The sequence below is a fragment of the Dickeya ananatis genome (assembly GCF_019464615.1).
Classification (GTDB): domain Bacteria; phylum Pseudomonadota; class Gammaproteobacteria; order Enterobacterales; family Enterobacteriaceae; genus Dickeya; species Dickeya oryzae.
The window spans coordinates 1,950,024-1,970,730 of sequence record NZ_CP040816.1 but is presented as its reverse complement, the minus strand read 5'-3'; the positions used below and the strand labels follow the sequence as shown (position 1 = coordinate 1,970,730).

At 50.1% G+C, this 20,707-nt stretch carries 19 protein-coding genes; 9 read left to right on the top strand and 10 right to left on the bottom strand.

What is annotated here, in order from left to right; all coding sequences use genetic code 11:
- Positions 1–269: 269 nt before the first annotated feature.
- Positions 270–2,963, bottom strand: a complete 2,694-nt coding sequence (gene adhE, locus FGI04_RS08565; RefSeq protein WP_342700773.1) for a bifunctional acetaldehyde-CoA/alcohol dehydrogenase — start codon at positions 2,961–2,963, stop codon at positions 270–272.
- Positions 2,964–3,520: 557 nt separating this feature from the next.
- Between adhE and FGI04_RS08560 the strand changes: the two genes are divergently transcribed.
- From FGI04_RS08560 to oppF, 6 genes are all read left to right on the top strand, one after another.
- Entirely contained in the window at positions 3,521–4,165 is a 645-nt protein-coding gene (locus FGI04_RS08560) for a YchE family NAAT transporter (protein ID WP_342700774.1), read from the top strand.
- Positions 4,166–5,313: 1,148 nt separating this feature from the next.
- A complete protein-coding gene (gene oppA / locus FGI04_RS08555; protein WP_342700775.1) occupies positions 5,314–6,957 on the top strand; it encodes an oligopeptide ABC transporter substrate-binding protein OppA in 1,644 nt (547 codons plus the stop codon).
- A gap of 100 nt (positions 6,958–7,057) precedes the next feature.
- Entirely contained in the window at positions 7,058–7,978 is a 921-nt protein-coding gene (oppB, locus tag FGI04_RS08550) for an oligopeptide ABC transporter permease OppB (protein WP_012884812.1), read from the top strand.
- A gap of 12 nt (positions 7,979–7,990) precedes the next feature.
- Entirely contained in the window at positions 7,991–8,899 is a 909-nt protein-coding gene (oppC, locus tag FGI04_RS08545) for an oligopeptide ABC transporter permease OppC (protein ID WP_342700776.1), read from the top strand.
- A gap of 16 nt (positions 8,900–8,915) precedes the next feature.
- On the top strand, positions 8,916–9,902 hold the full coding sequence (locus FGI04_RS08540; RefSeq protein ID WP_023639746.1) for an ABC transporter ATP-binding protein: 987 nt from the start codon (positions 8,916–8,918) through the stop codon (positions 9,900–9,902).
- Positions 9,899–10,903: a murein tripeptide/oligopeptide ABC transporter ATP binding protein OppF gene (oppF, locus tag FGI04_RS08535; RefSeq protein WP_342700777.1), complete on the top strand. Its 1,005-nt coding sequence runs from the start codon at positions 9,899–9,901 to the stop codon at positions 10,901–10,903. Before FGI04_RS08540 ends, oppF begins: the two co-directional genes overlap by 4 nt.
- A gap of 109 nt (positions 10,904–11,012) precedes the next feature.
- Here oppF and FGI04_RS08530 read toward each other — a convergent pair whose 3' ends face one another.
- Positions 11,013–11,336, bottom strand: a complete 324-nt coding sequence (locus FGI04_RS08530) for an HI1450 family dsDNA-mimic protein (RefSeq protein ID WP_012884808.1) — start codon at positions 11,334–11,336, stop codon at positions 11,013–11,015.
- Between the two features lie 53 nt (positions 11,337–11,389).
- Positions 11,390–12,850 (bottom strand): cardiolipin synthase, encoded by a 1,461-nt coding sequence (gene cls / locus FGI04_RS08525; protein WP_407273488.1) that lies wholly within the window; start codon positions 12,848–12,850, stop codon positions 11,390–11,392.
- A 207-nt stretch (positions 12,851–13,057) separates the two neighbouring features.
- Between cls and FGI04_RS08520 the strand changes: the two genes are divergently transcribed.
- Positions 13,058–13,234, top strand: coding sequence for a YciY family protein (locus FGI04_RS08520; RefSeq protein ID WP_012884806.1), 177 nt, complete (start codon positions 13,058–13,060; stop codon positions 13,232–13,234).
- Positions 13,235–13,309: 75 nt separating this feature from the next.
- Here FGI04_RS08520 and FGI04_RS08515 read toward each other — a convergent pair whose 3' ends face one another.
- Both FGI04_RS08515 and FGI04_RS08510 read right to left on the bottom strand, forming a co-directional pair.
- Complete coding sequence (locus FGI04_RS08515) at positions 13,310–15,013, bottom strand: methyl-accepting chemotaxis protein (protein WP_342700779.1); 1,704 nt, start codon at positions 15,011–15,013, stop codon at positions 13,310–13,312.
- Between the two features lie 128 nt (positions 15,014–15,141).
- The gene (locus FGI04_RS08510; RefSeq protein WP_342700780.1) at positions 15,142–15,438 is read right to left on the bottom strand and encodes a YciI family protein; all 297 of its coding nucleotides are present in this window, start codon (positions 15,436–15,438) and stop codon (positions 15,142–15,144) included.
- 175 nt (positions 15,439–15,613) lie between these two features.
- Here FGI04_RS08510 and tonB point away from each other — a divergent pair, with 175 nt between their 5' ends.
- On the top strand, positions 15,614–16,366 hold the full coding sequence (tonB, locus tag FGI04_RS08505; protein WP_342700781.1) for a TonB system transport protein TonB: 753 nt from the start codon (positions 15,614–15,616) through the stop codon (positions 16,364–16,366).
- A gap of 78 nt (positions 16,367–16,444) precedes the next feature.
- Here the strand turns inward: tonB and yciA are convergent, their stop codons facing one another.
- From yciA to FGI04_RS08485, 4 genes are all read right to left on the bottom strand, one after another.
- Positions 16,445–16,867: an acyl-CoA thioester hydrolase YciA gene (yciA, locus tag FGI04_RS08500; protein ID WP_038908028.1), complete on the bottom strand. Its 423-nt coding sequence runs from the start codon at positions 16,865–16,867 to the stop codon at positions 16,445–16,447.
- Positions 16,868–16,919: 52 nt separating this feature from the next.
- Entirely contained in the window at positions 16,920–17,480 is a 561-nt protein-coding gene (locus FGI04_RS08495) for a septation protein A (protein ID WP_407273486.1), read from the bottom strand.
- Between the two features lie 197 nt (positions 17,481–17,677).
- Positions 17,678–18,430 carry a YciC family protein gene (locus FGI04_RS08490; protein WP_038908025.1) on the bottom strand — a complete coding sequence of 251 codons (753 nt, stop codon included), beginning with the start codon at positions 18,428–18,430 and terminating at the stop codon, positions 17,678–17,680.
- A gap of 112 nt (positions 18,431–18,542) precedes the next feature.
- A complete protein-coding gene (locus FGI04_RS08485; protein ID WP_342700784.1) occupies positions 18,543–18,911 on the bottom strand; it encodes a YkgJ family cysteine cluster protein in 369 nt (122 codons plus the stop codon).
- A 282-nt stretch (positions 18,912–19,193) separates the two neighbouring features.
- Here FGI04_RS08485 and ompW point away from each other — a divergent pair, with 282 nt between their 5' ends.
- Positions 19,194–19,826 carry an outer membrane protein OmpW gene (gene ompW, locus FGI04_RS08480; RefSeq protein WP_342700785.1) on the top strand — a complete coding sequence of 211 codons (633 nt, stop codon included), beginning with the start codon at positions 19,194–19,196 and terminating at the stop codon, positions 19,824–19,826.
- A gap of 70 nt (positions 19,827–19,896) precedes the next feature.
- Here the strand turns inward: ompW and FGI04_RS08475 are convergent, their stop codons facing one another.
- On the bottom strand, positions 19,897–20,613 hold the full coding sequence (locus FGI04_RS08475; protein WP_248587622.1) for an oligogalacturonate-specific porin KdgM family protein: 717 nt from the start codon (positions 20,611–20,613) through the stop codon (positions 19,897–19,899).
- Positions 20,614–20,707 lie beyond the last annotated feature (94 nt).

Genomic DNA, 20,707 nt, shown 5'->3' with positions numbered 1-20,707 from the left:
GAATCGTTGCTGGCAGGCTCATCACGCTTTTCTTTTGTTTACCCAGGCCCCTCTTCAGCATCCTGAATTTCAGGCTTACAACCTGTGTTTATGGCCTTGATTCTCGTTTTCTTACGGCAGGTTGAGGCATACAGATACATAGCGTTATGCAAGCCTATAGGAGCCCCAGCTCGCGACGGTTAGGAAGAGTGCGGCAATATCATGACTGGATAAAAAAAAGCCCTGTGCGCTATGCACAGGGCCTGATAGCCATTGTGGGTTAACGGCTATTAGTTAACGGCTTTCTTTTCTTTCTTTTCCGCTTTGGCTGGTGCGCTGGCGGTTACCGCGGTGGCTTTGGTGTCCGTCACGGTATGCTCGACAAACGGGCGGCCATAAAACGAATCCAGCAGGATTTGTTTGAGTTCGGCAATCAGCGGATAACGTGGGTTAGCACCGGTGCACTGATCGTCAAAGGCATCTTCAGAAAGCTTATCCACTTTGGCCAGGAAATCGGCTTCCTGCACGCCCGCTTCACGAATAGACGCCGGGATCCCGAGTTCTTTCTTCATGCTTTCCAGCCAGGCCAGCAGTTTTTCAATTTTCTGAGCTGTACGGTCACCGACGGCACTCAAGCCTAAATGATCGGCGACTTCGGCATAACGACGGCGCGCCTGCGGACGATCGTACTGACTGAATGCCGTCTGTTTGGTCGGGTTATCGTTAGCGTTGTAACGAATCACGTTGCTGATCAGTAAGGCATTAGCCAGGCCATGTGGGATATGGAATTCAGACCCCAATTTGTGTGCCATTGAGTGGCAGACACCCAGGAAGGCGTTGGCAAAAGCGATACCGGCGATGGTGGCCGCGTTGTGGACGCGTTCACGAGCTACCGGATTTTTGGCACCTTCGTGGTAGCTGGCTGGCAGGTTGTCTTTCAGCAGTTTCAGTGCCTGCAACGCCTGTCCGTCGGAGTATTCATTTGCCAGCACTGAAACGTAGGCTTCCAGCGAGTGGGTGACGGCATCCAGACCGCCGAAAGCACACAGCGATTTCGGCATGTTCATCACCAGATTCGCATCGACAATCGCCATATCCGGTGTTAGCGCGTAGTCTGCCAGCGGGTATTTCTGGCCGGTGGTATCATCGGTTACTACGGCAAACGGTGTGACTTCAGAACCTGTCCCTGAGGTGGTTGTGACGGCAATCAGTTTTGCTTTCACACCCATTTTCGGGAACTTGTAGATGCGTTTGCGAATATCCATGAAACGCAGCGCCAGCTCTTCGAAATGGGTATCCGGATGTTCGTACATGACCCACATGATCTTGGCGGCATCCATCGGCGAGCCACCACCCAGTGCGATGATGACGTCAGGTTTAAACGCGTTCATCTGTTCCGCACCTTTGCGAACGATGCTGAGTGTCGGATCCGCTTCCACCTCGAAGAAAACATCGGTATCCAAACCTTGCTGTTTCAGTACGGAGGTAATCTGGTCTACATAGCCGTTATTAAACAGGAAACGGTCGGTTACGATAAAGGCGCGTTTGGCACCATCAGTCGCCACTTCTTCCAGTGCGATCGGCAGTGAACCGCGACGGAAATAGATAGATTTAGGAAGTTTATGCCACAGCATGTTTTCAGCTCGCTTAGCAACGGTTTTACGGTTGATCAGGTGCTTCGGTCCGACGTTTTCAGAGATAGAGTTACCGCCCCATGAGCCACAACCCAGCGTCAACGATGGTGCCAGCTTAAAGTTGTACAGATCACCGATCCCACCTTGAGAAGCTGGGGTATTGATCAGAATACGGGCAGTTTTCATCTTGTCGCCAAAATGGTTCACACGCTGCGGCTGATTATCCTGATCGGTATACAGACATGAGGTATGGCCGATCCCGCCCATTGCAACCAGTTTTTCCGCTTTCTCAACGGCCTCTTCAAAATCTTTCGCCCGGTACATGGCCAGTGTCGGAGAGAGTTTTTCGTGTGCAAACGGTTCAGACTCGTCAGCATGGATGACTTCACCGATCAATACCTTAGTACTGGCTGGGACTGTAATACCGGCCATTTCGGCGATCTTGATGGCGGGCTGGCCGACGATAGCGGCATTGAGCGCGCCGTTTTTCAAAATAATCGCCTGTACTGCCTGCAACTCTTTACCTTTAAGCAGGTAACCGCCGTGCGTAGAGAAACGTTCACGTACAGCGTCATAGATTTTATCAACAACGATGACCGACTGTTCGGACGCACAAATCACGCCATTATCAAAGGTTTTTGACATCAGAATCGATGCGACGGCACGCTTGATATCAGCGGTTTCGTCAATCACGACAGGGGTGTTGCCTGCGCCTACGCCAATAGCCGGTTTACCCGAGCTATAAGCTGCTTTCACCATGCCTGGGCCGCCGGTTGCCAGGATCAGGTTGATATCCGGGTGGTGCATCAACTGGTTGGACAGTTCGACTGAGGGTTCATCAATCCAGCCGATGATGTCTTTCGGGGCACCTGCAGCAATCGCTGCCTGCAGCACGATATCGGCTGCTTTGTTGGTGGCATTTTTAGCGCGTGGATGAGGAGAGAAAATAATACCGTTACGTGTTTTCAGGCTGATCAGTGCCTTGAAGATAGCGGTAGACGTCGGGTTGGTGGTCGGGACGATACCGCAGATAAGACCGATAGGTTCGGCAATCGTGATGGTGCCGAACGTGTCGTCGACGGACAATACGCCACAGGTCTGTTCGTCTTTGTAAGCGTTATAGATGTATTCGGAAGCAAAGTGGTTCTTGATGACTTTATCTTCGATGATCCCCATGCCTGATTCTGCAACCGCCATTTTTGCCAGCGGAATACGCGCATCTGCGGCAGCCAGTGCTGCCGCACGGAAGATCTTATCAACCTGCTCTTGCGAGAAGTTTGCGAATTCATGCTGCGCTTTTTTGACGCGCTCGACCAAAGCGTTAAGTTCAGCAACGTTTGTTACGGCCATAATGCTCTCCTGTAATGTTAAGCTCTTTCAGTCAATGGTCCATCGATAAATAAGCAGTATAGATAATGGTTGAGGTACCTGATAATTTGGCTCTTACGATTATCCATTGGCTCAAAGCGCTCGATTAATCTTCTGATGCGTGTCATCGCCTTGTTTACGGCCAGAAACCATGGTTTCTCAATGTTTTTCCTAAAACTGCTGCCGATATAAAGGCAATGTTCGCTGCTTTAGGTGTTGTTCTTTTCTCTGAAGTCAGAATACCCCGTTACTGGTCGGTTTTTTGTGATCTCACTCGCTAAATTGCCATGCTGACACCATTCAGCATGGTGTTATTGAGAATGAGTATCATCTTTTTCTGAGGTTTGTTAAAAATAAATGACCATTCCATGTGCTTTTCTGGATGAATTTGTATCGAAAATTGGCGTGGTGACAGAGAATAATCGTCAGATGAAAGAGTGGAGGCACGCTGTACTTTACATTACTGTAGGCGATGTCACGGTGTGTGCCGTCGATCGCCAAAGACGCCTGGCGTTGACAATAATCTTCAGAGGTGAAAAGTGATTCAGCCTGTCCTGGATTTCTCTGGTTATATCAAGTTTTTTATTGGGCTGTTTGCGTTGATAAACCCGGTAGGTATTCTGCCTATCTTCATTAGTATGACCAACTACCAGGCAGGGGAAGGGCGGGCGAGAACCAACCTGACTGCCAATGTTTCTGTGGTGATTATCCTTTGGGTAGCGCTATTTTTTGGTGACGCTATCTTGCGGCTGTTTGGCATCTCGATTGATTCATTTCGCATTGCTGGCGGTATTCTGATTACCGCCATCGCGATGTCGATGATCAGCGGCAAACTGGGTGAGGACAAACAGAATAAGCAGGAGAAGACAGAAACAGCCAATCGAGAAAGTATTGGCGTGGTGCCGCTGGCATTACCATTAATGGCGGGGCCGGGAGCCATTAGCTCCACCATTGTCTGGAGTTCCCGCTATCACGGTTGGCAAAATTTATTAGGGCTGTCGTTGGCGATTGCCGTTTTTTCATTTTGTTGCTGGTTGTTGTTTCGGGCCGCACCCGCGTTAGTCAGGTTGCTGGGACAAACCGGCATCAACGTCGTGACACGTATTATGGGGCTGTTGCTGATGTCGCTCGGTATTGAGTTTATCGTGACAGGCATTCGCGCGTTATTTCCAGGATTGTCCTGATAACGAGAGTGTCTTGGCTTAGGTTTCGATATGTGATGTCTGAGCCGTGTTGCCTTTATTTATGGATTTATACTCTGCTGCTGGGCCGCTGGTGAACCTGCCTGAGAGCGGGACTTTGCTCAATCCGGCTCCGGCGGCATTGCTATGTCGGCGACGCTAAAGTGGGAGACCAACGATAAGTTAATGTGCTACCTGCCTCATCTTCCAATCCTCCCATATCTTACAATCTACCCAGATCTTACAATGCACCAAGACCCTCCATTGCGTGCATTCCGTTCATCTGACTCGCCTTATTTTTATTAATATTTTTTTCTTATGCCATTTCCCGGTAATCATCAGCAGAAAAAGGCGTATTCCCTACTATTATTTATCACACGAGGTGGCATAACTTATTTTTATGTTATGTGAATGCCTTAGATAAGCTAATGCATATGGCGTAAAACACAGCAGATGTTTTGTTGCAATGCACATGAGATTTCACTGTTAATTTATTCACATGTAGAGGGCCTGGTGTCGGAAAGTCATTGACGGTGGTGAAAGTGTTTTATCGTGCATTTTTTGTCCTTGATTATGGTTAATTCTTCTATGCTTGCCACTTGTTGGACAATCTGCTGCCGGGGGCGCTTTTGCCATAGTTGATACCATGCACGGGGCTTTTGTGTCCATTTACACATACTGGTTTTTTTGTGACTTCCCGGGATTGAAAAGAAATTTAAGTAACAGCCTGCAAAATCTATTGGCGAAGACGGATTCTTCTGATACGTTCGGCATCACGCTATTCTCCCAAGCCGTTACGGATAAGTTAATTTTATTAGAACGTTATCCCCGACGACTTTTTGTGGAATTTGGGGAGGGCGTACCATCAGGGAAGAGTGGAAATGGCGACAGACTGCCGGTCCTGGGAAAGGACAGCGGCGGTTTTTGGGTTGCTGATATGTGCTGTTTTTATCTCTGTTGATTTTTCCAACACGTTGTTGCGGCATTAAGCGCATCAAGTCGTGCGGCGTGGATAAAACAATTTTGATGTGATTAAGCGGCCATGTTGCCAGAGTCGTTCCTCTGGCGACGGTATTGTCTGTCCGCGTAATACGTAAAAAACGTTATATGCCTGATTGGGTGATAACAGTAGAACAGGAGCAAGGTAAATAATGGTAAACAACACTATTAAAAAAAGACTGGCAGTGAGCATTTTCGCTGCGATCACGGCTTCCGCGGGCGTTTCTGCCTGGGCTGCTACGGTGCCTGCTGGTGTGCAACTGGCTGAGAAGCAGGAGCTGGTGCGTAATAACGGTGCTGAAGTCGCTTCCCTCGACCCGCATAAAATGGAAGGCGTTCCGGAATCTAACGTCGCGCGTGATCTGCTGGAAGGGCTGCTGGTTACCTCTCCGGATGGCCACCCGGCACCAGGTGTTGCAGAAAGCTGGGATAACAAAGATTTCAAAGTATGGACCTTCCACTTGCGTAAAGACGCTAAATGGTCCAATGGTGAGCCGGTTACTGCACAGGATTTCGTTTATAGCTGGCGTCGTGTTACCGATCCGAAAACAGCCTCTCCTTATGCCAGCTACCTGCAATTCGGTCATATCGTTAACATTGATGATATTGTCGACGGTAAAAAATCCCCGGATACGTTGGGTGTGAAAGCCATTGACGATCATACGCTGGAAGTCACGCTGAGTGAGCCGGTTCCGTACTTCTATAAGCTGTTGGTTCACCCCTCCACCTTCCCGGTGAATCAGAAAGCCGTTGAAAAATACGGTGAAAAATGGACCCAGCCAGCAAACTGGGTCGGCAACGGCGCTTATACGCTGAAAGAGTGGGTTGTAAACGAGAAAATCGTTCTGGAGCGCAACCCGAATTACTGGGATAACGCCCATACCATCATCAACAAAGTGACCTATCTGCCGATTTCTTCTGAAGTGACGGATGTTAACCGTTACCGTAGCGGCGAAATCGACATGACCTATAACAACCTGCCTATCGAGTTGTTCCAGAAGTTGAAGAAAGAGATCCCCAACGAAGTGAAGGCGGATCCGTATCTGTGTACCTATTACTACGAGATCAACAACCAGAAAGCACCGTTTAACGATGCGCGCGTACGCCAGGCGTTAGTGCTGGGTCTGGATCAAGACATTCTGGTTAACAAGGTGAAAGCGCAGGGCGATACCCCGGCGTTTGGTTTCACCCCGCCGTACATCGATGGTCTGGATGGCAAACTGACTCCGCCAGAGTGGGTGAGCTGGTCGCGTGAGAAACGTAACGCCGAAGCGAAGAAACTGCTGGCTGAAGCCGGTTTCACGCCGGAAAAACCGCTGACCTTTAACCTGCTATACAATACGTCCGATCTGCATAAAAAACTGGCGATCGCAGCGTCATCTATCTGGAAAAACAACATCGGTGTGGACGCAAAACTGGAAAACCAGGAGTGGAAAACATTCCTGGATAGCCGTCATCAGGGCACATTCGATGTCGCTCGTGCTGGCTGGTGTGCGGATTACAACGAACCGACCACGTTCCTGAATACCATGATTTCCAACAGCAGCAGCAACACCGCACATTATAAGAGCGCGGATTTCGACAAATTGATGGCAAAAGCATTGGCTGCCACCAATGAAGAAGCGCGTGCGGATGTTTACAAGCAGGCTGAGATGCTGCTGGAAAAAGACGCTGTCGTGGTTCCTGTGTATTACTATGCCAACACCCGTTTGGTTAAACCGTATGTGGGTGGCATTACAGGTAAAGATCCACTGGATAACCTGAACGTTAAAAACCTTTATATTATCAAGCATTAATGATGACAGGGCTGTGTGTCTGGCACACAGCCCTTATTCGGTTTAATAAAGTGTGATAAATAGAAGCGAAAATTTCAGACCGGTTTTATAGGTAAGGTCAATGTTAAAATTTATTTTCCGTCGTTGCCTGGAAGCAATCCCGACGCTGTTCATCCTGATCACGATCTCGTTTTTCATGATGAGGCTGGCCCCGGGAAGTCCGTTCACGGGAGAACGTAATCTTCCCCCTGAAGTGATGGCGAACATCGAAGCCAAATACCATCTGAATGATCCGATGATCAAACAGTATGGCAATTATCTGGTGCAGTTGCTGAAGGGTGACTTTGGTCCCTCTTTCAAATACAAAGATTATTCAGTCAACGATTTGGTTGCCCAGGCTTTCCCTGTGTCGGCCAAGTTGGGGATTGCTGCTTTTCTGCTGGCGGTAGTGCTGGGGGTGACCTCCGGCGTGATTGCCGCGTTGAATCAGAACAGTAAATGGGATTACACCGTCATGGGGTTTGCCATGACCGGAGTGGTGATCCCCAGTTTTGTTGTGGCACCACTGTTGGTGCTGATATTCGCGATAACCCTGCACTGGTTGCCGGGGGGCGGTTGGAATGGCGGTGCGCCAAAATACATCATTCTGCCGATGGTCGCGCTCTCGTTATCGTATATCGCCAGCATTGCGCGTATTACCCGTGGTTCCATGATTGAAGTGCTGCATTCAAACTTTATCCGCACTGCGCGTGCCAAAGGGCTGCCGTTGCGTCGGATCATTTTGCGCCATGCACTCAAGCCTGCGTTGTTGCCAGTGTTGTCCTACATGGGGCCTGCCTTCGTAGGGATTATCACCGGCTCTATGGTGATTGAAACCATCTTTGGTTTACCTGGTATTGGTCAGTTATTTGTTAACGGTGCGCTTAACCGTGACTATTCGCTGGTGCTGAGCCTGACTATTTTAGTGGGTGCGCTGACCATTCTGTTTAATGCGGTCATCGATGTACTGTATGCGGTCATCGATCCGAAGATCCGTTACTAAGGTAAATCACTGATGTTCTGGAATAAACGTAACCGTGAAGCGCTGGATAACTTCAGCGAGAAACTAGAAGTGGAAGGGCGTAGCCTGTGGCAGGATGCGCGCCGTCGCTTCATGCACAACCGTGCTGCGCTGGCCAGTCTGTTTGTCCTGACGCTGATTACGCTGTTTGTTGTTATCGGCCCGATGGTGGCACCGTTCAATTATGCGGACACCGACTGGAATATGATGTCCAGTGCACCGGATATGGTGTCTAAGCACTACTTTGGTACCGATTCTTCCGGTCGCGACCTGTTGGTGCGAGTGGCTATCGGCGGGCGCATTTCGCTGATGGTCGGTGTTGCTGCAGCCCTGGTGGCGGTCATTGTCGGTACACTGTATGGTGCGGCGTCGGGATATCTGGGTGGCAAAGTCGACTCAGTGATGATGCGTCTTTTGGAGATCCTCAACTCCTTCCCGTTCATGTTTTTCGTGATTTTGCTGGTCACCCTGTTCGGACAGAATATTCTGTTGATCTTTGTGGCTATCGGCATGGTGTCCTGGCTGGATATGGCGCGTATCGTGCGCGGTCAGACGCTGAGCCTGAAACGTAAAGAGTTTATTGAAGCAGCGCTGGTATGCGGTGTCTCTACCCGTAGCATCGTGTTGCGTCATGTGGTACCAAACGTGCTGGGTGTGGTGGTGGTGTACGCATCGCTGTTGGTGCCGAGCATGATCCTGTTTGAATCCTTCTTGAGTTTCCTTGGCCTGGGTACCCAGGAACCGCTGAGCAGTTGGGGGGCATTATTAAACGATGGTGCTAACTCAATGGAAGTGGCGCCATGGTTGTTGCTTTATCCCGCCGGTTTCCTGGTGGTAACCCTGTTCTGTTTCAACTTTATCGGCGATGGCTTGCGTGACGCCCTCGACCCGAAAGACCGCTAAGGAGACGCTTCATATCATGATGAATACGTCAGAAACCCACGCCTTGCTTGATGTTAAAGACTTGCGCGTGACTTTCAGTACGCCTGATGGTGATGTCACGGCGGTAAACGATCTTAATTTTTCGCTCAGTGCCGGTGAAACACTGGGTATTGTGGGTGAGTCCGGCTCCGGTAAATCCCAGACGGCATTTGCGCTGATGGGGCTGCTGGCTGCCAATGGCCACATTGGTGGTTCGGCACGTTTCAACGGGCGTGAGATTCTCAATCTGCCGGAGCGTGAGCTTAATCGCCTGCGAGCAGAAGAGATCGCCATGATTTTTCAGGACCCGATGACCTCACTGAACCCGTACATGCGTGTTGGCGATCAGTTGATGGAAGTGCTGATGCAGCACAAGAAATTGGGTAAAAGCGATGCGTTTGAAGAGTCAGTACGCATGCTGGACGCGGTAAAAATGCCGGAAGCCAGAAAACGGATGCGCATGTATCCGCATGAGTTTTCTGGTGGGATGCGCCAGCGCGTGATGATTGCCATGGCGTTGTTGTGTCGCCCTAAATTACTGATCGCTGACGAGCCGACCACCGCGCTTGATGTGACGGTGCAGGCGCAGATCATGACGCTGCTCAATGACCTGAAGCGTGAGTTCAATACCGCCATTATCATGATTACCCATGACCTGGGAGTGGTCGCCGGTATTTGCGACAAAGTCCTAGTCATGTACGCCGGACGTACTATGGAGTACGGCAGTGCGCGCGAGATTTTCTATGAACCGACCCATCCATACTCTCTGGGCCTGCTAAAAGCGATTCCTCGTCTTGATGAAGAGAATGCTGAGTTGGCTACTATTCCGGGGAATCCACCTAACCTGTTGCGCCTGCCGAAAGGATGTCCTTTCCAGCCGCGTTGCCCGTATGCACAGGAACAATGCCAGCATGCACCTGAATTGAAGCCGTTTGGTGAAGGTCGTCTGCGTGCCTGTTTCCGGAGTGTGGGGGAATTAGTATGAATGAGCTGGAAAACAAAAAAGTCTTACTTGAAGTGGATGAACTCAAGGTCCACTTTGATATCCGTGATGACAAACAATGGTTTTGGCAACCAGCTAAAAAGCTGAAAGCGGTAGATGGTGTTACCCTGCGTCTGTACGAAGGGGAAACCCTGGGCGTGGTCGGGGAGTCGGGGTGTGGTAAATCCACACTGGCTCGCGCCATTATCGGTCTGGTAAAAGCGACAAGCGGGCGCATTAGCTGGCTGGGGAAAGATCTGCTGGGTATGCGTGACACTGAATGGCGTGATGTTCGTAGCGATATTCAGATGATTTTTCAGGATCCGCTGGCATCGCTTAACCCGCGTATGACCATTGGTGAAATTATTGCCGAGCCGTTGCGTACCTACCATCCGAATATGTCGCGTCAGGAAGTAAAAGACCGCGTCAAAACCATGATGATGAAGGTTGGCTTGCTGCCGAACCTGATTAACCGTTACCCGCATGAGTTTTCTGGCGGCCAGTGTCAGCGTATCGGTATCGCCCGTGCACTGATTCTGGAACCGAAACTGATTATCTGTGACGAACCGGTTTCTGCATTGGACGTGTCGATTCAGGCTCAGGTGGTGAACCTGCTGCAACAGTTGCAGCGTGAGATGGGGCTGTCATTGATCTTTATCGCCCATGATTTGTCGGTGGTAAAACACATTTCTGACCGTGTTCTGGTGATGTATCTGGGGCATGCGGTGGAACTGGGGACCTATGATGAGCTGTACCATAATCCACAGCATCCTTACACCCGCGCACTGATGTCGGCGGTGCCGATTCCGGATCCAGACAAGGAACGCAACAAGCAGATTCAACTGCTGGAAGGCGATCTCCCTTCGCCGATTAACCCACCGTCAGGCTGTGTATTCTGCACCCGTTGCCCGGTTGTGGGGCCGGAGTGCACCCAAACCCGGCCAGTACTGGAAGGTAGCTTCAGACATGCCGTATCCTGCCTGAAGGTCGATCCATTACCGTGATTTACTGATACACCTGGTATCCTATCACCTAAAAGAAACGCCCCTGACACGGGGCGTTTTGCGTTTTATGGCAGGCGGTTGACCACCAGTCAGGCCGTGTCCGAGAGTGTTACTCTTTCCACAGGATGTGGCACAGCTTGTGGTCTTTTTCCCGGCAGATGAGAATACGGGCGAAAATATCCGTAATTTCTTCACCGTCCTGCTCGGCCAGCCCAATCACCACTTCGGCGAAAAAATCCGGATTCAGGTCGAAATCCACGTGCTCTTGCCAGTCTTCCGCCGGGTCAAACAGTTCCGCACCGCCGCGCTCTTCAAACTGCAAGTTGAACAGCAAAATATCTGCTGGATCCAGATTATCCGGCGCCAGTTCCAGAAAGATATCGTAAGCCTGTTCCAGAGCTTCATCTTCTGTCAGGCGGTTATTTAAATCCATACAACATTCCTGTTAAAACGTGATGGGGTATTAGAGCATGAAGGGCGGTGTGATTACAGCAGTGGGCTGAAAAAGTAAAACAGTCGTTCGACAATGCGTTGCCAATAAGGGCGGGTTAACCACTCTTTGGTATTCAACAGTCGTGAGCGGGACATGTAGTCCTCCTGCACACAGGCCAGATCGCTACCAAAACCGTCATCGTCAATCACCAGCGTGATTTCAAAGTTCAGCCAGAGGCTACGCATGTCCAGGTTAACCGTACCGACCAGGCTAAGCTGCCCATCGACCAGCACGCTTTTGGTATGCAATAAACCGCCTTCGAACTGGTAGATCCTGACCCCCGCCGCCAGTAACTCGGTGAAAAAGGCTTTACAGGCCCAACCCACCATCATTGAGTCATTTTTATACGGTACGATAATACTGACCTCTACGCCACGCTGGGCTGCGGTACAGATGGCGTGCTGCAGGTCATCACTCGGTACAAAATAAGGGGTGGTCATGATGAGCTGGTGCCGTGCAGAGTAAACCGCTGTCAGCAATGCCTGATGAATCATCTCCTCGGGGTAGCCGGGGCCGGAGGCGATAACCTGCACTGTATGGCCGCGCTCTTGCTCGAATGGCATGATATTGACGTCCGGCGGCGGCGGTGGCAGGCGCTGACCGGTTTCCATTTCCCAATCGAGACTATAAATCACGCCCATGGTCGTGGTTACCGGGCCTTCGATGCGTACCATCAGATCCACCCACTGACCAACACCAGAGTCCTGCTTGAAATAACGTGGATCCACCATATTCATGCTGCCGGTGTAGGCGATGCGGTTGTCTATCAGGATGACCTTGCGGTGCTGACGCAAATCCATACGGCGCAGGAAGGCGCGTAACAGATTCACCTGTAGCGCGTCCACCACGGTAATGCCAGCAGTACGCATCATTTCCGGGTAGGTACTGTGAAAAAACTGTACGCTACCTGCCGAATCGAGCAGGATTCGACACTTGACCCCACGGCGTGATGCTAAGAGCAGGGCGTTCATCACTTGATCCACCAAACCGCCCGCCTGCCAGATATAGAACACCATCTCAATATTATTTTGTGCCAGTTCGATATCGCGGATTAACGTTTTGATGGTGTCGTCAAAGGAGGTTAGCAATTGCAACTGATTGCCCTTGATACCACCAATTCCCTGGCGACGTTCACACAGTTGAAATAATGAGCGGGCGACCTCGCTGTTCTCGGTGGCGAAAATGCGGCGGTATTCCTTCAAGTCACGCAGCCATTGGGCTGTTACCGGCCACATTTGTCGGGCGCGCTCCGCCCGGCGTTTTCCCAAATGTAGCTCGCCGAACAACAGATAGGCGACGATACCGACCAACGGCAGAATATAAATTACCAATAGCCAGGCCATCGCAGAAGGGACGGCCCGCCTTTTCATCAGAATACGCAGCGTAATACTGGCAACAAGCAGCCAGTAACTGAAAACCAGTAATCCGCTAAGTACAGTATAAAATGCTGTCATAGTAACAATGTACGGTTCCCTGCTGCGAAATGTCCACCAGCTCAAGTGTATGCATAGTTCCCCTGAGGGGAAAGTCCTTTACTCTGAATACTATAGCGTATGGTTGGCAAGCATGCGGATTCGGGAAAATCCCGCTTTCTCTCTTGGCGCGCGAAAACAGGGAGATATAATAGACGCGCCCATCATGCTTATCATAAGAGTCGTGCCATGAAACGCAGCCGGAATGAAGTCAGCCGCTGGCGTATGCAACGTCAGGTGCAGCGCCGTCGGAGTCGCTGGCTTGAGGCCCAGTCGCGCAGTTACCGACATATCCATCACGTACGTTATCTGTGCCAGAAACAGCAGCGCCGTGCGTTATTGTATGCCGTAGCTTACGAGTGGTAGTCGCCGGGTAGTGAGTGTCAGGCCCAATAACCATCAGGTTGTTGGGCTTTTTTATCCAATCAGATTATCTGAAGACTACAATGCGGGTGAATGCTGCGGCAGGGCGACGTAGCTTTTGGCGACCTGAATCGGTGTTGTCCGCTGGGCATTGGTCTCCACCGGTGTGTCTTCTATCGCGGGCAAATGGAACAGTGATACCGACAGATTGAGCTGTTCTGCCTGTTCAAGGAGTTGAAGACAGGTTCGGGCCGATACTTCCACCTGCAGGGCGTTTTGCTTCACGGTATCATTGAGTGAACGGATTCGGTTGGTAACCTCATGAATGCTCTGATTCTGTTGTTGCGAGATGTCAGTGATTTCATTGAGGAAGGTACTGGTACCTTTGGCGGCCTGAATGATTTCCTGCAAGCTGTCATTGAGGCGAACAACCAGTTTGGCACCGGTGGCAACACTGCTGTCTGATTCGTGAATCAAGGCATTAATGTTGTGCGCCGACTGGCTGCTTTGTGAGGCCAGCGTACCGACTTCCCGCGCCACGACCGAAAATCCTTTGCCCATTTCTCCGGCCCGTGCGGCTTCAATCGCTGCATTCAGTGACAGGATATGCGTCTGGAAGGCGACGTTTTCTATCAGTGAGATCACTTCCGTCATTTCTTTACTGCGACTGGAAATATTCTGCATCGCGTTTCTGACGTCACTCATCATGCCTTCGCCTTGTTCGGCGATATGACTGGTTTCTTTTGCATGATGGCTGGCTTTTTCTGTGTACCGAGCATTCTGTTCCAGATGTTGGCTAATCTGAATGATATGCTCTGTGGTGACTTTCAGTTCCGCGGATTGCAGGCTTGCCTGCTCTGATAACTGGCGGTTGTCGCTGGTGACGTGGCTTACCTGCTGCATCATGGTTTCCATGCCCTGACGAACCTGGCTTATCAGCGCGACCAGACCGCTTTGCATCTGGACTACACTGTTGTTCAGTACGGTGATTTCACGGGTTGCTCGTTTTTCTATGGCGATGTCGTGTGACAAATCGCCGGATGCGATCAATTTCAGGTGATCGGTGATGCGTTTAAGTGGATGAACGATCACCTTGTTGACGCCAATCCAGACCAGCACCGAAATGACCAGCAGTAATCCCAGAATCACGATAAACAGGGTGTGCGCAGCATCGAGGTTATTCAACAACTGTTGGGCATGCTGTTTCTGACGGGCATCGTTTTCCTGCAGGAAATGGGAATACTTCTGGGTGAACTGCGTCTGGTAAGCCTGAATAGGCACGGCAAAGAAAATGTCGATTTCGTTTGTTCTTTTAATACCCTGGGCAAGTTCAACCAACCCGTTATAAAGCTGCTGATAGCTGTTTTTGAGGTCGGTGAAAACGGCATCATTACGTGCGGAGCCAGAGAAACGCTCCAATTTTTGGTAAGCCCCTTGTGCGTTGGCTAATGAGGTTTCTGCTTCCGACATCAGGCTATTCCAACTGCCGACAGAGCCGGTTTCCTTATCAAACATCAGGTAGATGCCCGCGCGATTGAGCTTATCGCTGGCGTTCATGACCTCCATTCGTGCCTGGTCCATCAGTGCCTGCTGCTGGCGCAGTGCCTCGTTGGCGGCGCTATCCTGACGCACCTCGGTCATGGTTTTCGAGATCATGCCTACAGACAACAACTGTAATAAGGAAAAGAGTCCGATGATCAACAATAAACCGGAAAGGAAACTCAGGCGGTACTGGCGTAATTTGCCCAGAAAACCGGAGCGTAGCGGGGTGGATGTTGACATGACAATTTACTCGCTAAAGAAAACTGCCGCCAACATAACATCATTAAATGAATAAAATATTTCAGATATTTGGGGTGAAAATGGAGGTCATATTTATTGAAAATTCCATAACCTCCATCAAGTTTAGATTAAAAAACTTTTTTGAAGGGTTTAACGCTGACAGCGTCGTAAACACCAGCGGCGACATAAGGATCGTCGTTCGCCCACTGACGAGCATCTTCCAGCGATGGGAATTCGGCAATGACGGTGGAACCAGTGAATCCGGCGGCACCGGGGTCTTCACTGTCAATGGCTGGCAGCGGACCTGCCGTTAACAAACGGCCCTGATCGCGTAATGTTTGCAATCGTTCAAGATGTGCCGGACGGGCAGCAAGACGCTTTTCCAGTGAACCGGGAACATCGGTGGCATAAATCACATACAGCATGGTAAACCTCATTGTGTCATATCGTTATGAGATGAACCGTCATCATACGCTATGATGCTGATAGGCCGAAACCGGATAAATCGTGACGTCGTTTATGACAGGAATTGAAGCGATGCTATTGAATATGATTGTCATTTGCATTTAAACTTGAGCGGTGAGAGGACATCATATAACTATGCCGCAGAAAACATTTTTCCTGACCCACCGATACTCATGGCCTGTATTGGTTTCCGTCGTATTCCATGGTTCATTGATAGCCGGATTGCTGTTTGCTTCTTTTAATACATCAGTCACACTGCCGACCGCGCCGCAACCGATCCAGGTCATGATGGTTAACACCGCACCGCAGGAAGCCGCACCCGCACCGACCGCCGAGCCAGAGCCAACACATGAACCCGAGCCGGTGCCTGAACCACAGGTTCAACCTGAGCCGCCGCCGTTGCCAAAACCGGTTCCGATTCCGTTACCGGAACCAAAACCCCAGCCGAAACCCAAACCTAAGCCGGAACCAAAGCCCAAACCGGTGAAAAAGCTGGAGCCGCAAAAGGACAAACCCCATGAAAGTGTGCCTGAGCCGAATGCCGCCCCTGCATCCAGCCAGACCGTGAGCCATAATCCGGCACCGGTTAGTCAGGCACCGGTTGCCAGCGCCCAGCCTGCTGGTCCAAAACCGGTAAATCGGGCTCAGCCGGAATATCCTGCCCGTGCGTTAGCCCTGCATATTGAAGGTAGGGTTAAAGTACAGTTCGATGTTGATGAGTCGGGTCGTGTAGGTAATGTCCGAGTGTTGTCAGCTGAACCGCAAAACCTGTTCGAGCGAGATATCAGGCAGGCGATGCGTAAGTGGCGTTATGAAGAGAATCGACCAGGGAAAGACCTGGTGGTGACGATTATTTTCAAAGTCAATGGCGCGACGGCGATGGAATAAGCCAGGCAAGTGTCGCACGAATGAATAAGGCACCGCTTGCGGTGCCTTATTGTTGTGCTTCCAGAATGGTTAAGGTGATTATTGTTCTGGCGCGAAGTGGCTTTTCCCTTGCGGCAATTCTCGTGGACGACCCTCTTCATCGACAGCGACATAAGTAAACAGGGCTTCAGTCGCACGATAACGCTGGCCAATGGGGTCTGTTGATACTTTTTTCACCCACACTTCCACATTGACTGTCATTGAACTACGTCCGGTACGAACGCAACGGGCGTAGCAACAAACCACATCACCAACTGCAACGGGCTTGAGAAAGGTCATGCCGTCGACGCGAACGGTGACAACACGGCCTTCTGCAATCTCTTTTGCCAGAATCGCACCACCGATATCCATTTGTGACATTAGCCAGCCGCCAAAGATATCGCCATTGGCATTGGTATCCGCCGGCATGGCCAGGGTGCGCAGCACCAACTCGCCGTGAGGTAATACATCTTGTTTGCTCATAGGATCAACGAATCCGCTTGTGAGTAGTCAATAATCAGTCTGTGGCGGTAGCTTATTTATCGCCTTCATTTTCCGTCTTCTCCGGTTCGCCCGGCAGGTGACGGTAAATGTAAACGCCGCACAGTAATGTAAATACCAGAGTCAGGCCGGTGAGGCCAAATACTTTAAAGTCGACCCAAACGCTTTGTGGCAACCAGAAGGCAATATAGATGTTTGCCAGTCCGCACAGTAGGAAAAAGATAGCCCAGGCTATGTTCAGTTTTGCCCACACCATTTCCGGTAAGATTAGCTCTTTGCCGAGCATGCGCTGAATCAGCGGTTTTTTCATGACAAACTGGCTGAACAGCAATGCGGTAGCGAACAGTGTGTAAATGATGGTGACTTTCCATTTAATGAATTGATCGTTATGGAAGACCAACGTCAGGGTGCCGAATACGGCCACCATCAGGAAGGTCAGCAGCATCATTTTTTCTATCTTGCGGTAAATGAACCAGCTAAACAGTAATGCGGCTGCTGTTGCTGCGATCAATGCACCCGAAGCGACATAAATATCATACAGTTTATAACAAACAAAAAAGACAATAAGAGGAATAAAATCAATAATTTGCTTCATTATGTTAATCCGTCACGTATCCGGTGTGGGGCCGTGTATACCAAAAAAGGGTGAACTCTCTGCGAATTATTATCGCTGTTTATGCGGCACGATTCCCGATTTATCGTAACAATTTGCAGAAAATTACGTTGTCACCGTTATAACGGCAGGTTGAGAGGGAGCGGCGCTAGCGCCACTCCCGTTCAGGATAGGCCGCATTAACCGCGTACCAGCATGTACAGACGAAACACGTAGACCAGCAACATGGCAGAGATAATGTTGCTGATGGCATTTAATATCACCGCCATCGCGGTTGGCGACACCATCGGCAAACGGGCGATCAGTAGCAGTAGTGCGACTTTGACCAGTAACCATAACATGACAGCTGGTGCTGTCTGGCGGAAATGGGCGAATGCCAGCTTGCTGCTAGCCCGCATGGCAGCGAACACGCCGCGCTTTTCCGTTACGGCGATCACCGGTGACAGGCTAAAGGCGATGGATAATAAGATCCCCGGTACCACCACCAGTAGCATGCCTAACTGAATTAACAAGGTACAAACCAGTACCAGCAGAAGCAGGCGGGGTAACAGCGGTGCAGAAGCGGCAATGGCCCGCAGCGCGCTGGTCCGGTGGCCTGCGGAGACCAACTGGATCAGCATAAGGATACCGCCAGTTAACAGGGCATTACCTACCAGCGTCGCAAAAGTACCTGCGGCAGACGCCTTCAACAGAACGAGTTGTTGCTCAGGGGAGAGCTGCGCAATGATATCGCTGATGCCTGGCTGCTCAATGGAGGATAAATCCACATTGCTGTTACTGAGTAGTTGTAGTTGATCGCTATCGGGAGTAAAGACGTGCCCAAGGACGACGGTGATCAATGACGTCAGCAGCGCCAGCATGAGAATGCTGAAAAACTGGTTACGCGTAAAATTCAAGGTGTCACGGTACAACCTGCTGGCCGTGATAGGCATGAAAACTCCTTGGCAAAAGTTAGCAATAGGCATAGCTGGCTATTGTAACCCGTTCAGGTGTTCCGTGGCACCCCGACATCGATTTCATCTATCTGCTTATTTTTGCTCTGATTTATGAGCACGGCTGCGGTAAGCGGGCAGGGATGAGCGGCGGTAAGCCATAGGCCGCACGTGCCCGATCACAGGCATCGTTATGCTGACCATCTCCACCCGATTGCGCAAATTCGTGGCATGGCGATGGGCGTTGAGCATAAATGCGACAACTGACCGACTCGCCGATGTTACCTTCCAGCGCGCAGCAACGGATCGGTTTGCTGTTTGTGCCTGCCATACAGCGCAGAAACGGCGTGACAGGCTCAGTCAGCTCAACGGGTACCGTGCCGCCCCCGTCATTCGCTTCTGACCAGTAAAACGATACCCGGAAATAACCGCAGCATGCGCCGCATTCCATACAAGGGTTAACGTGACTGTGATGACTCATAATTGATTACCCACCGGCCTCACTCGGCGTTGAATCTCAGATGAAAAAATAACATTACGCCGGAATATCTGGCGGCGCAGCTTCTTTTTTGTGCTTGTGGGAGATTTGCTTTTCCTGTGCTTTTTGATTTGGATCAATTCTATGTTTTTTAGTGACTTGGAGTGATTTGATTGAGGTCGTTTTGCCGCAAAAATCCTGTCAGGATGTGATCTAGATTCAAACAAAGCTACCCCTTAGTGGGTATAGTTCGCACGGATATTAACCTTATAAATGGAGTGGATAATGAAAAAGGTTGCTTTATTGATGGTAGCAGCGGCGATGGTACCTGCATTGGCAGAAGCCCATCAGGCAGGGGATATTATTGTTCGTGCTGGAACCGCAACAGTACGCCCTAATGCTGGATCTGATAATGTGTTGGGGTTAGGGTCATTCAATGTGGATAACAATACCCAACTGGGCCTCACCTTCGGCTACATGGCGACGGATAATATTGGTGTCGAACTGCTGGCAGCGACACCATTCCAACATAAAGTAGGAGTTGGGGGCGTAGGTCAGATTGCGGAAGTGAAACATTTACCGCCAACACTGATGGCGCAGTACTACTTTGGGCAGAGCACAGATAAATTGCGTCCTTATCTGGGGGTTGGCCTGAACTACACCACATTCTTTGATGAGAAATTCAACCAGACAGGTAAGGATGCCGGGTTAACCGATCTGAACCTGAAAAGCTCCTGGGGTGTAGCCGCACAGGCTGGTTTGGATTACAACCTGAATAAAAACTGGTTGTTGAATATGTCGGTATGGTGGATGGATATCGATACTACCGTAAAATTCAAGGCAGCCGGTCAGGATCAGAGCATCAAAACCCGTCTGGATCCTTGGGTATTTATGTTTGGCTTCGGTTACAAGTTCTGATAAACGACGTAACAAGCAAAAAAAGGCGGAACCCCGGTTTCCGCCTTTTTTATAACCGCGATAACGGTTATCAGAAGTTGTACTGCACACCAACACGGTAGCGAGTCTGACGTTCGTCAGTTGTTTTGCTGCCTTCGACATTGGCAAGCTGAATGTAAGGTGTCCAGTTTTTGTCGATCTTGTAGGCCAGCTTCACGTCGTGAGTGAAGTTGTCATTATCCTGGTCAGCAATGTAACCGAATGCACCGGCTTTAGTATTTTTATTGTATTCCAGTTCGTATTCAATGGTGAAATTGTTCAGGAATTTGTACCCCAGTGTGCTGGTAATCGTGTAGCCCTTCATGGTGGTGTCGGTGCTGCCGATATTACCGCTATACCGCTTGTAGAAAGGGCGGTAACGCAGGAAGTAATACAGATCGTTCGTTATATTGACCCCGCCTTTGATATAAGGACGGTAGTTGCTGTACGTGCTGCCGGAGACCAGGTTGAAGCCGCTTTCCAGGCTGAATGTCTTATCGAATTTATACAGATAACTGGCAGTAACTTCGGTCTCGTTGCTGACAGGCTCATTATATGGCTTGTTTGGGGTTGTATCTTTATCGCTTTGTTTCCACTTCACTTCAGAAGACAGACCAAATCCATTGTCAAAACGATGCGAAATCAGCAGTCGATCTTTGTGATCGGCGTTTTTGGTATCAAACATCTCATGGCGATAATCAAACGTTACTGCCATTGAACTCATACTTACCAAAGATGCAACCATCACTGTCAGAATTTTAAATTTCATTGTTATAACCCTCTCAGAGATCATTTTTTATAAGTGTTGTGTCGCCAATGTGGCGCAGCACGATGCCGATTTTTATTTATCTCTGCTTACAAAT

Excerpts from the sequence above, each read along its gene's own strand:
- adhE (WP_342700773.1), bottom strand. The coding sequence starts at position 2,963 with ATGGCCGTAACAAACGTTGCTGAACTTAACGCTTTGGTCGAGCGCGTC.
- oppA (WP_342700775.1), top strand. The coding sequence starts at position 5,314 with ATGGTAAACAACACTATTAAAAAAAGACTGGCAGTGAGCATTTTCGCT.
- oppB (WP_012884812.1), top strand. The coding sequence starts at position 7,058 with ATGTTAAAATTTATTTTCCGTCGTTGCCTGGAAGCAATCCCGACGCTG.
- oppC (WP_342700776.1), top strand. The coding sequence starts at position 7,991 with ATGTTCTGGAATAAACGTAACCGTGAAGCGCTGGATAACTTCAGCGAG.
- FGI04_RS08540 (WP_023639746.1), top strand. The coding sequence starts at position 8,916 with ATGATGAATACGTCAGAAACCCACGCCTTGCTTGATGTTAAAGACTTG.
- oppF (WP_342700777.1), top strand. The coding sequence starts at position 9,899 with ATGAATGAGCTGGAAAACAAAAAAGTCTTACTTGAAGTGGATGAACTC.
- FGI04_RS08530 (WP_012884808.1), bottom strand. The coding sequence starts at position 11,336 with ATGGATTTAAATAACCGCCTGACAGAAGATGAAGCTCTGGAACAGGCT.
- cls (WP_407273488.1), bottom strand. The coding sequence starts at position 12,850 with ATGACAGCATTTTATACTGTACTTAGCGGATTACTGGTTTTCAGTTAC.
- FGI04_RS08520 (WP_012884806.1), top strand. The coding sequence starts at position 13,058 with ATGAAACGCAGCCGGAATGAAGTCAGCCGCTGGCGTATGCAACGTCAG.
- FGI04_RS08515 (WP_342700779.1), bottom strand. The coding sequence starts at position 15,013 with ATGTCAACATCCACCCCGCTACGCTCCGGTTTTCTGGGCAAATTACGC.
- FGI04_RS08510 (WP_342700780.1), bottom strand. The coding sequence starts at position 15,438 with ATGCTGTATGTGATTTATGCCACCGATGTTCCCGGTTCACTGGAAAAG.
- tonB (WP_342700781.1), top strand. The coding sequence starts at position 15,614 with ATGCCGCAGAAAACATTTTTCCTGACCCACCGATACTCATGGCCTGTA.
- yciA (WP_038908028.1), bottom strand. The coding sequence starts at position 16,867 with ATGAGCAAACAAGATGTATTACCTCACGGCGAGTTGGTGCTGCGCACC.
- FGI04_RS08495 (WP_407273486.1), bottom strand. The coding sequence starts at position 17,480 with ATGAAGCAAATTATTGATTTTATTCCTCTTATTGTCTTTTTTGTTTGT.
- FGI04_RS08490 (WP_038908025.1), bottom strand. The coding sequence starts at position 18,430 with ATGCCTATCACGGCCAGCAGGTTGTACCGTGACACCTTGAATTTTACG.
- FGI04_RS08485 (WP_342700784.1), bottom strand. The coding sequence starts at position 18,911 with ATGAGTCATCACAGTCACGTTAACCCTTGTATGGAATGCGGCGCATGC.
- ompW (WP_342700785.1), top strand. The coding sequence starts at position 19,194 with ATGAAAAAGGTTGCTTTATTGATGGTAGCAGCGGCGATGGTACCTGCA.
- FGI04_RS08475 (WP_248587622.1), bottom strand. The coding sequence starts at position 20,613 with ATGAAATTTAAAATTCTGACAGTGATGGTTGCATCTTTGGTAAGTATG.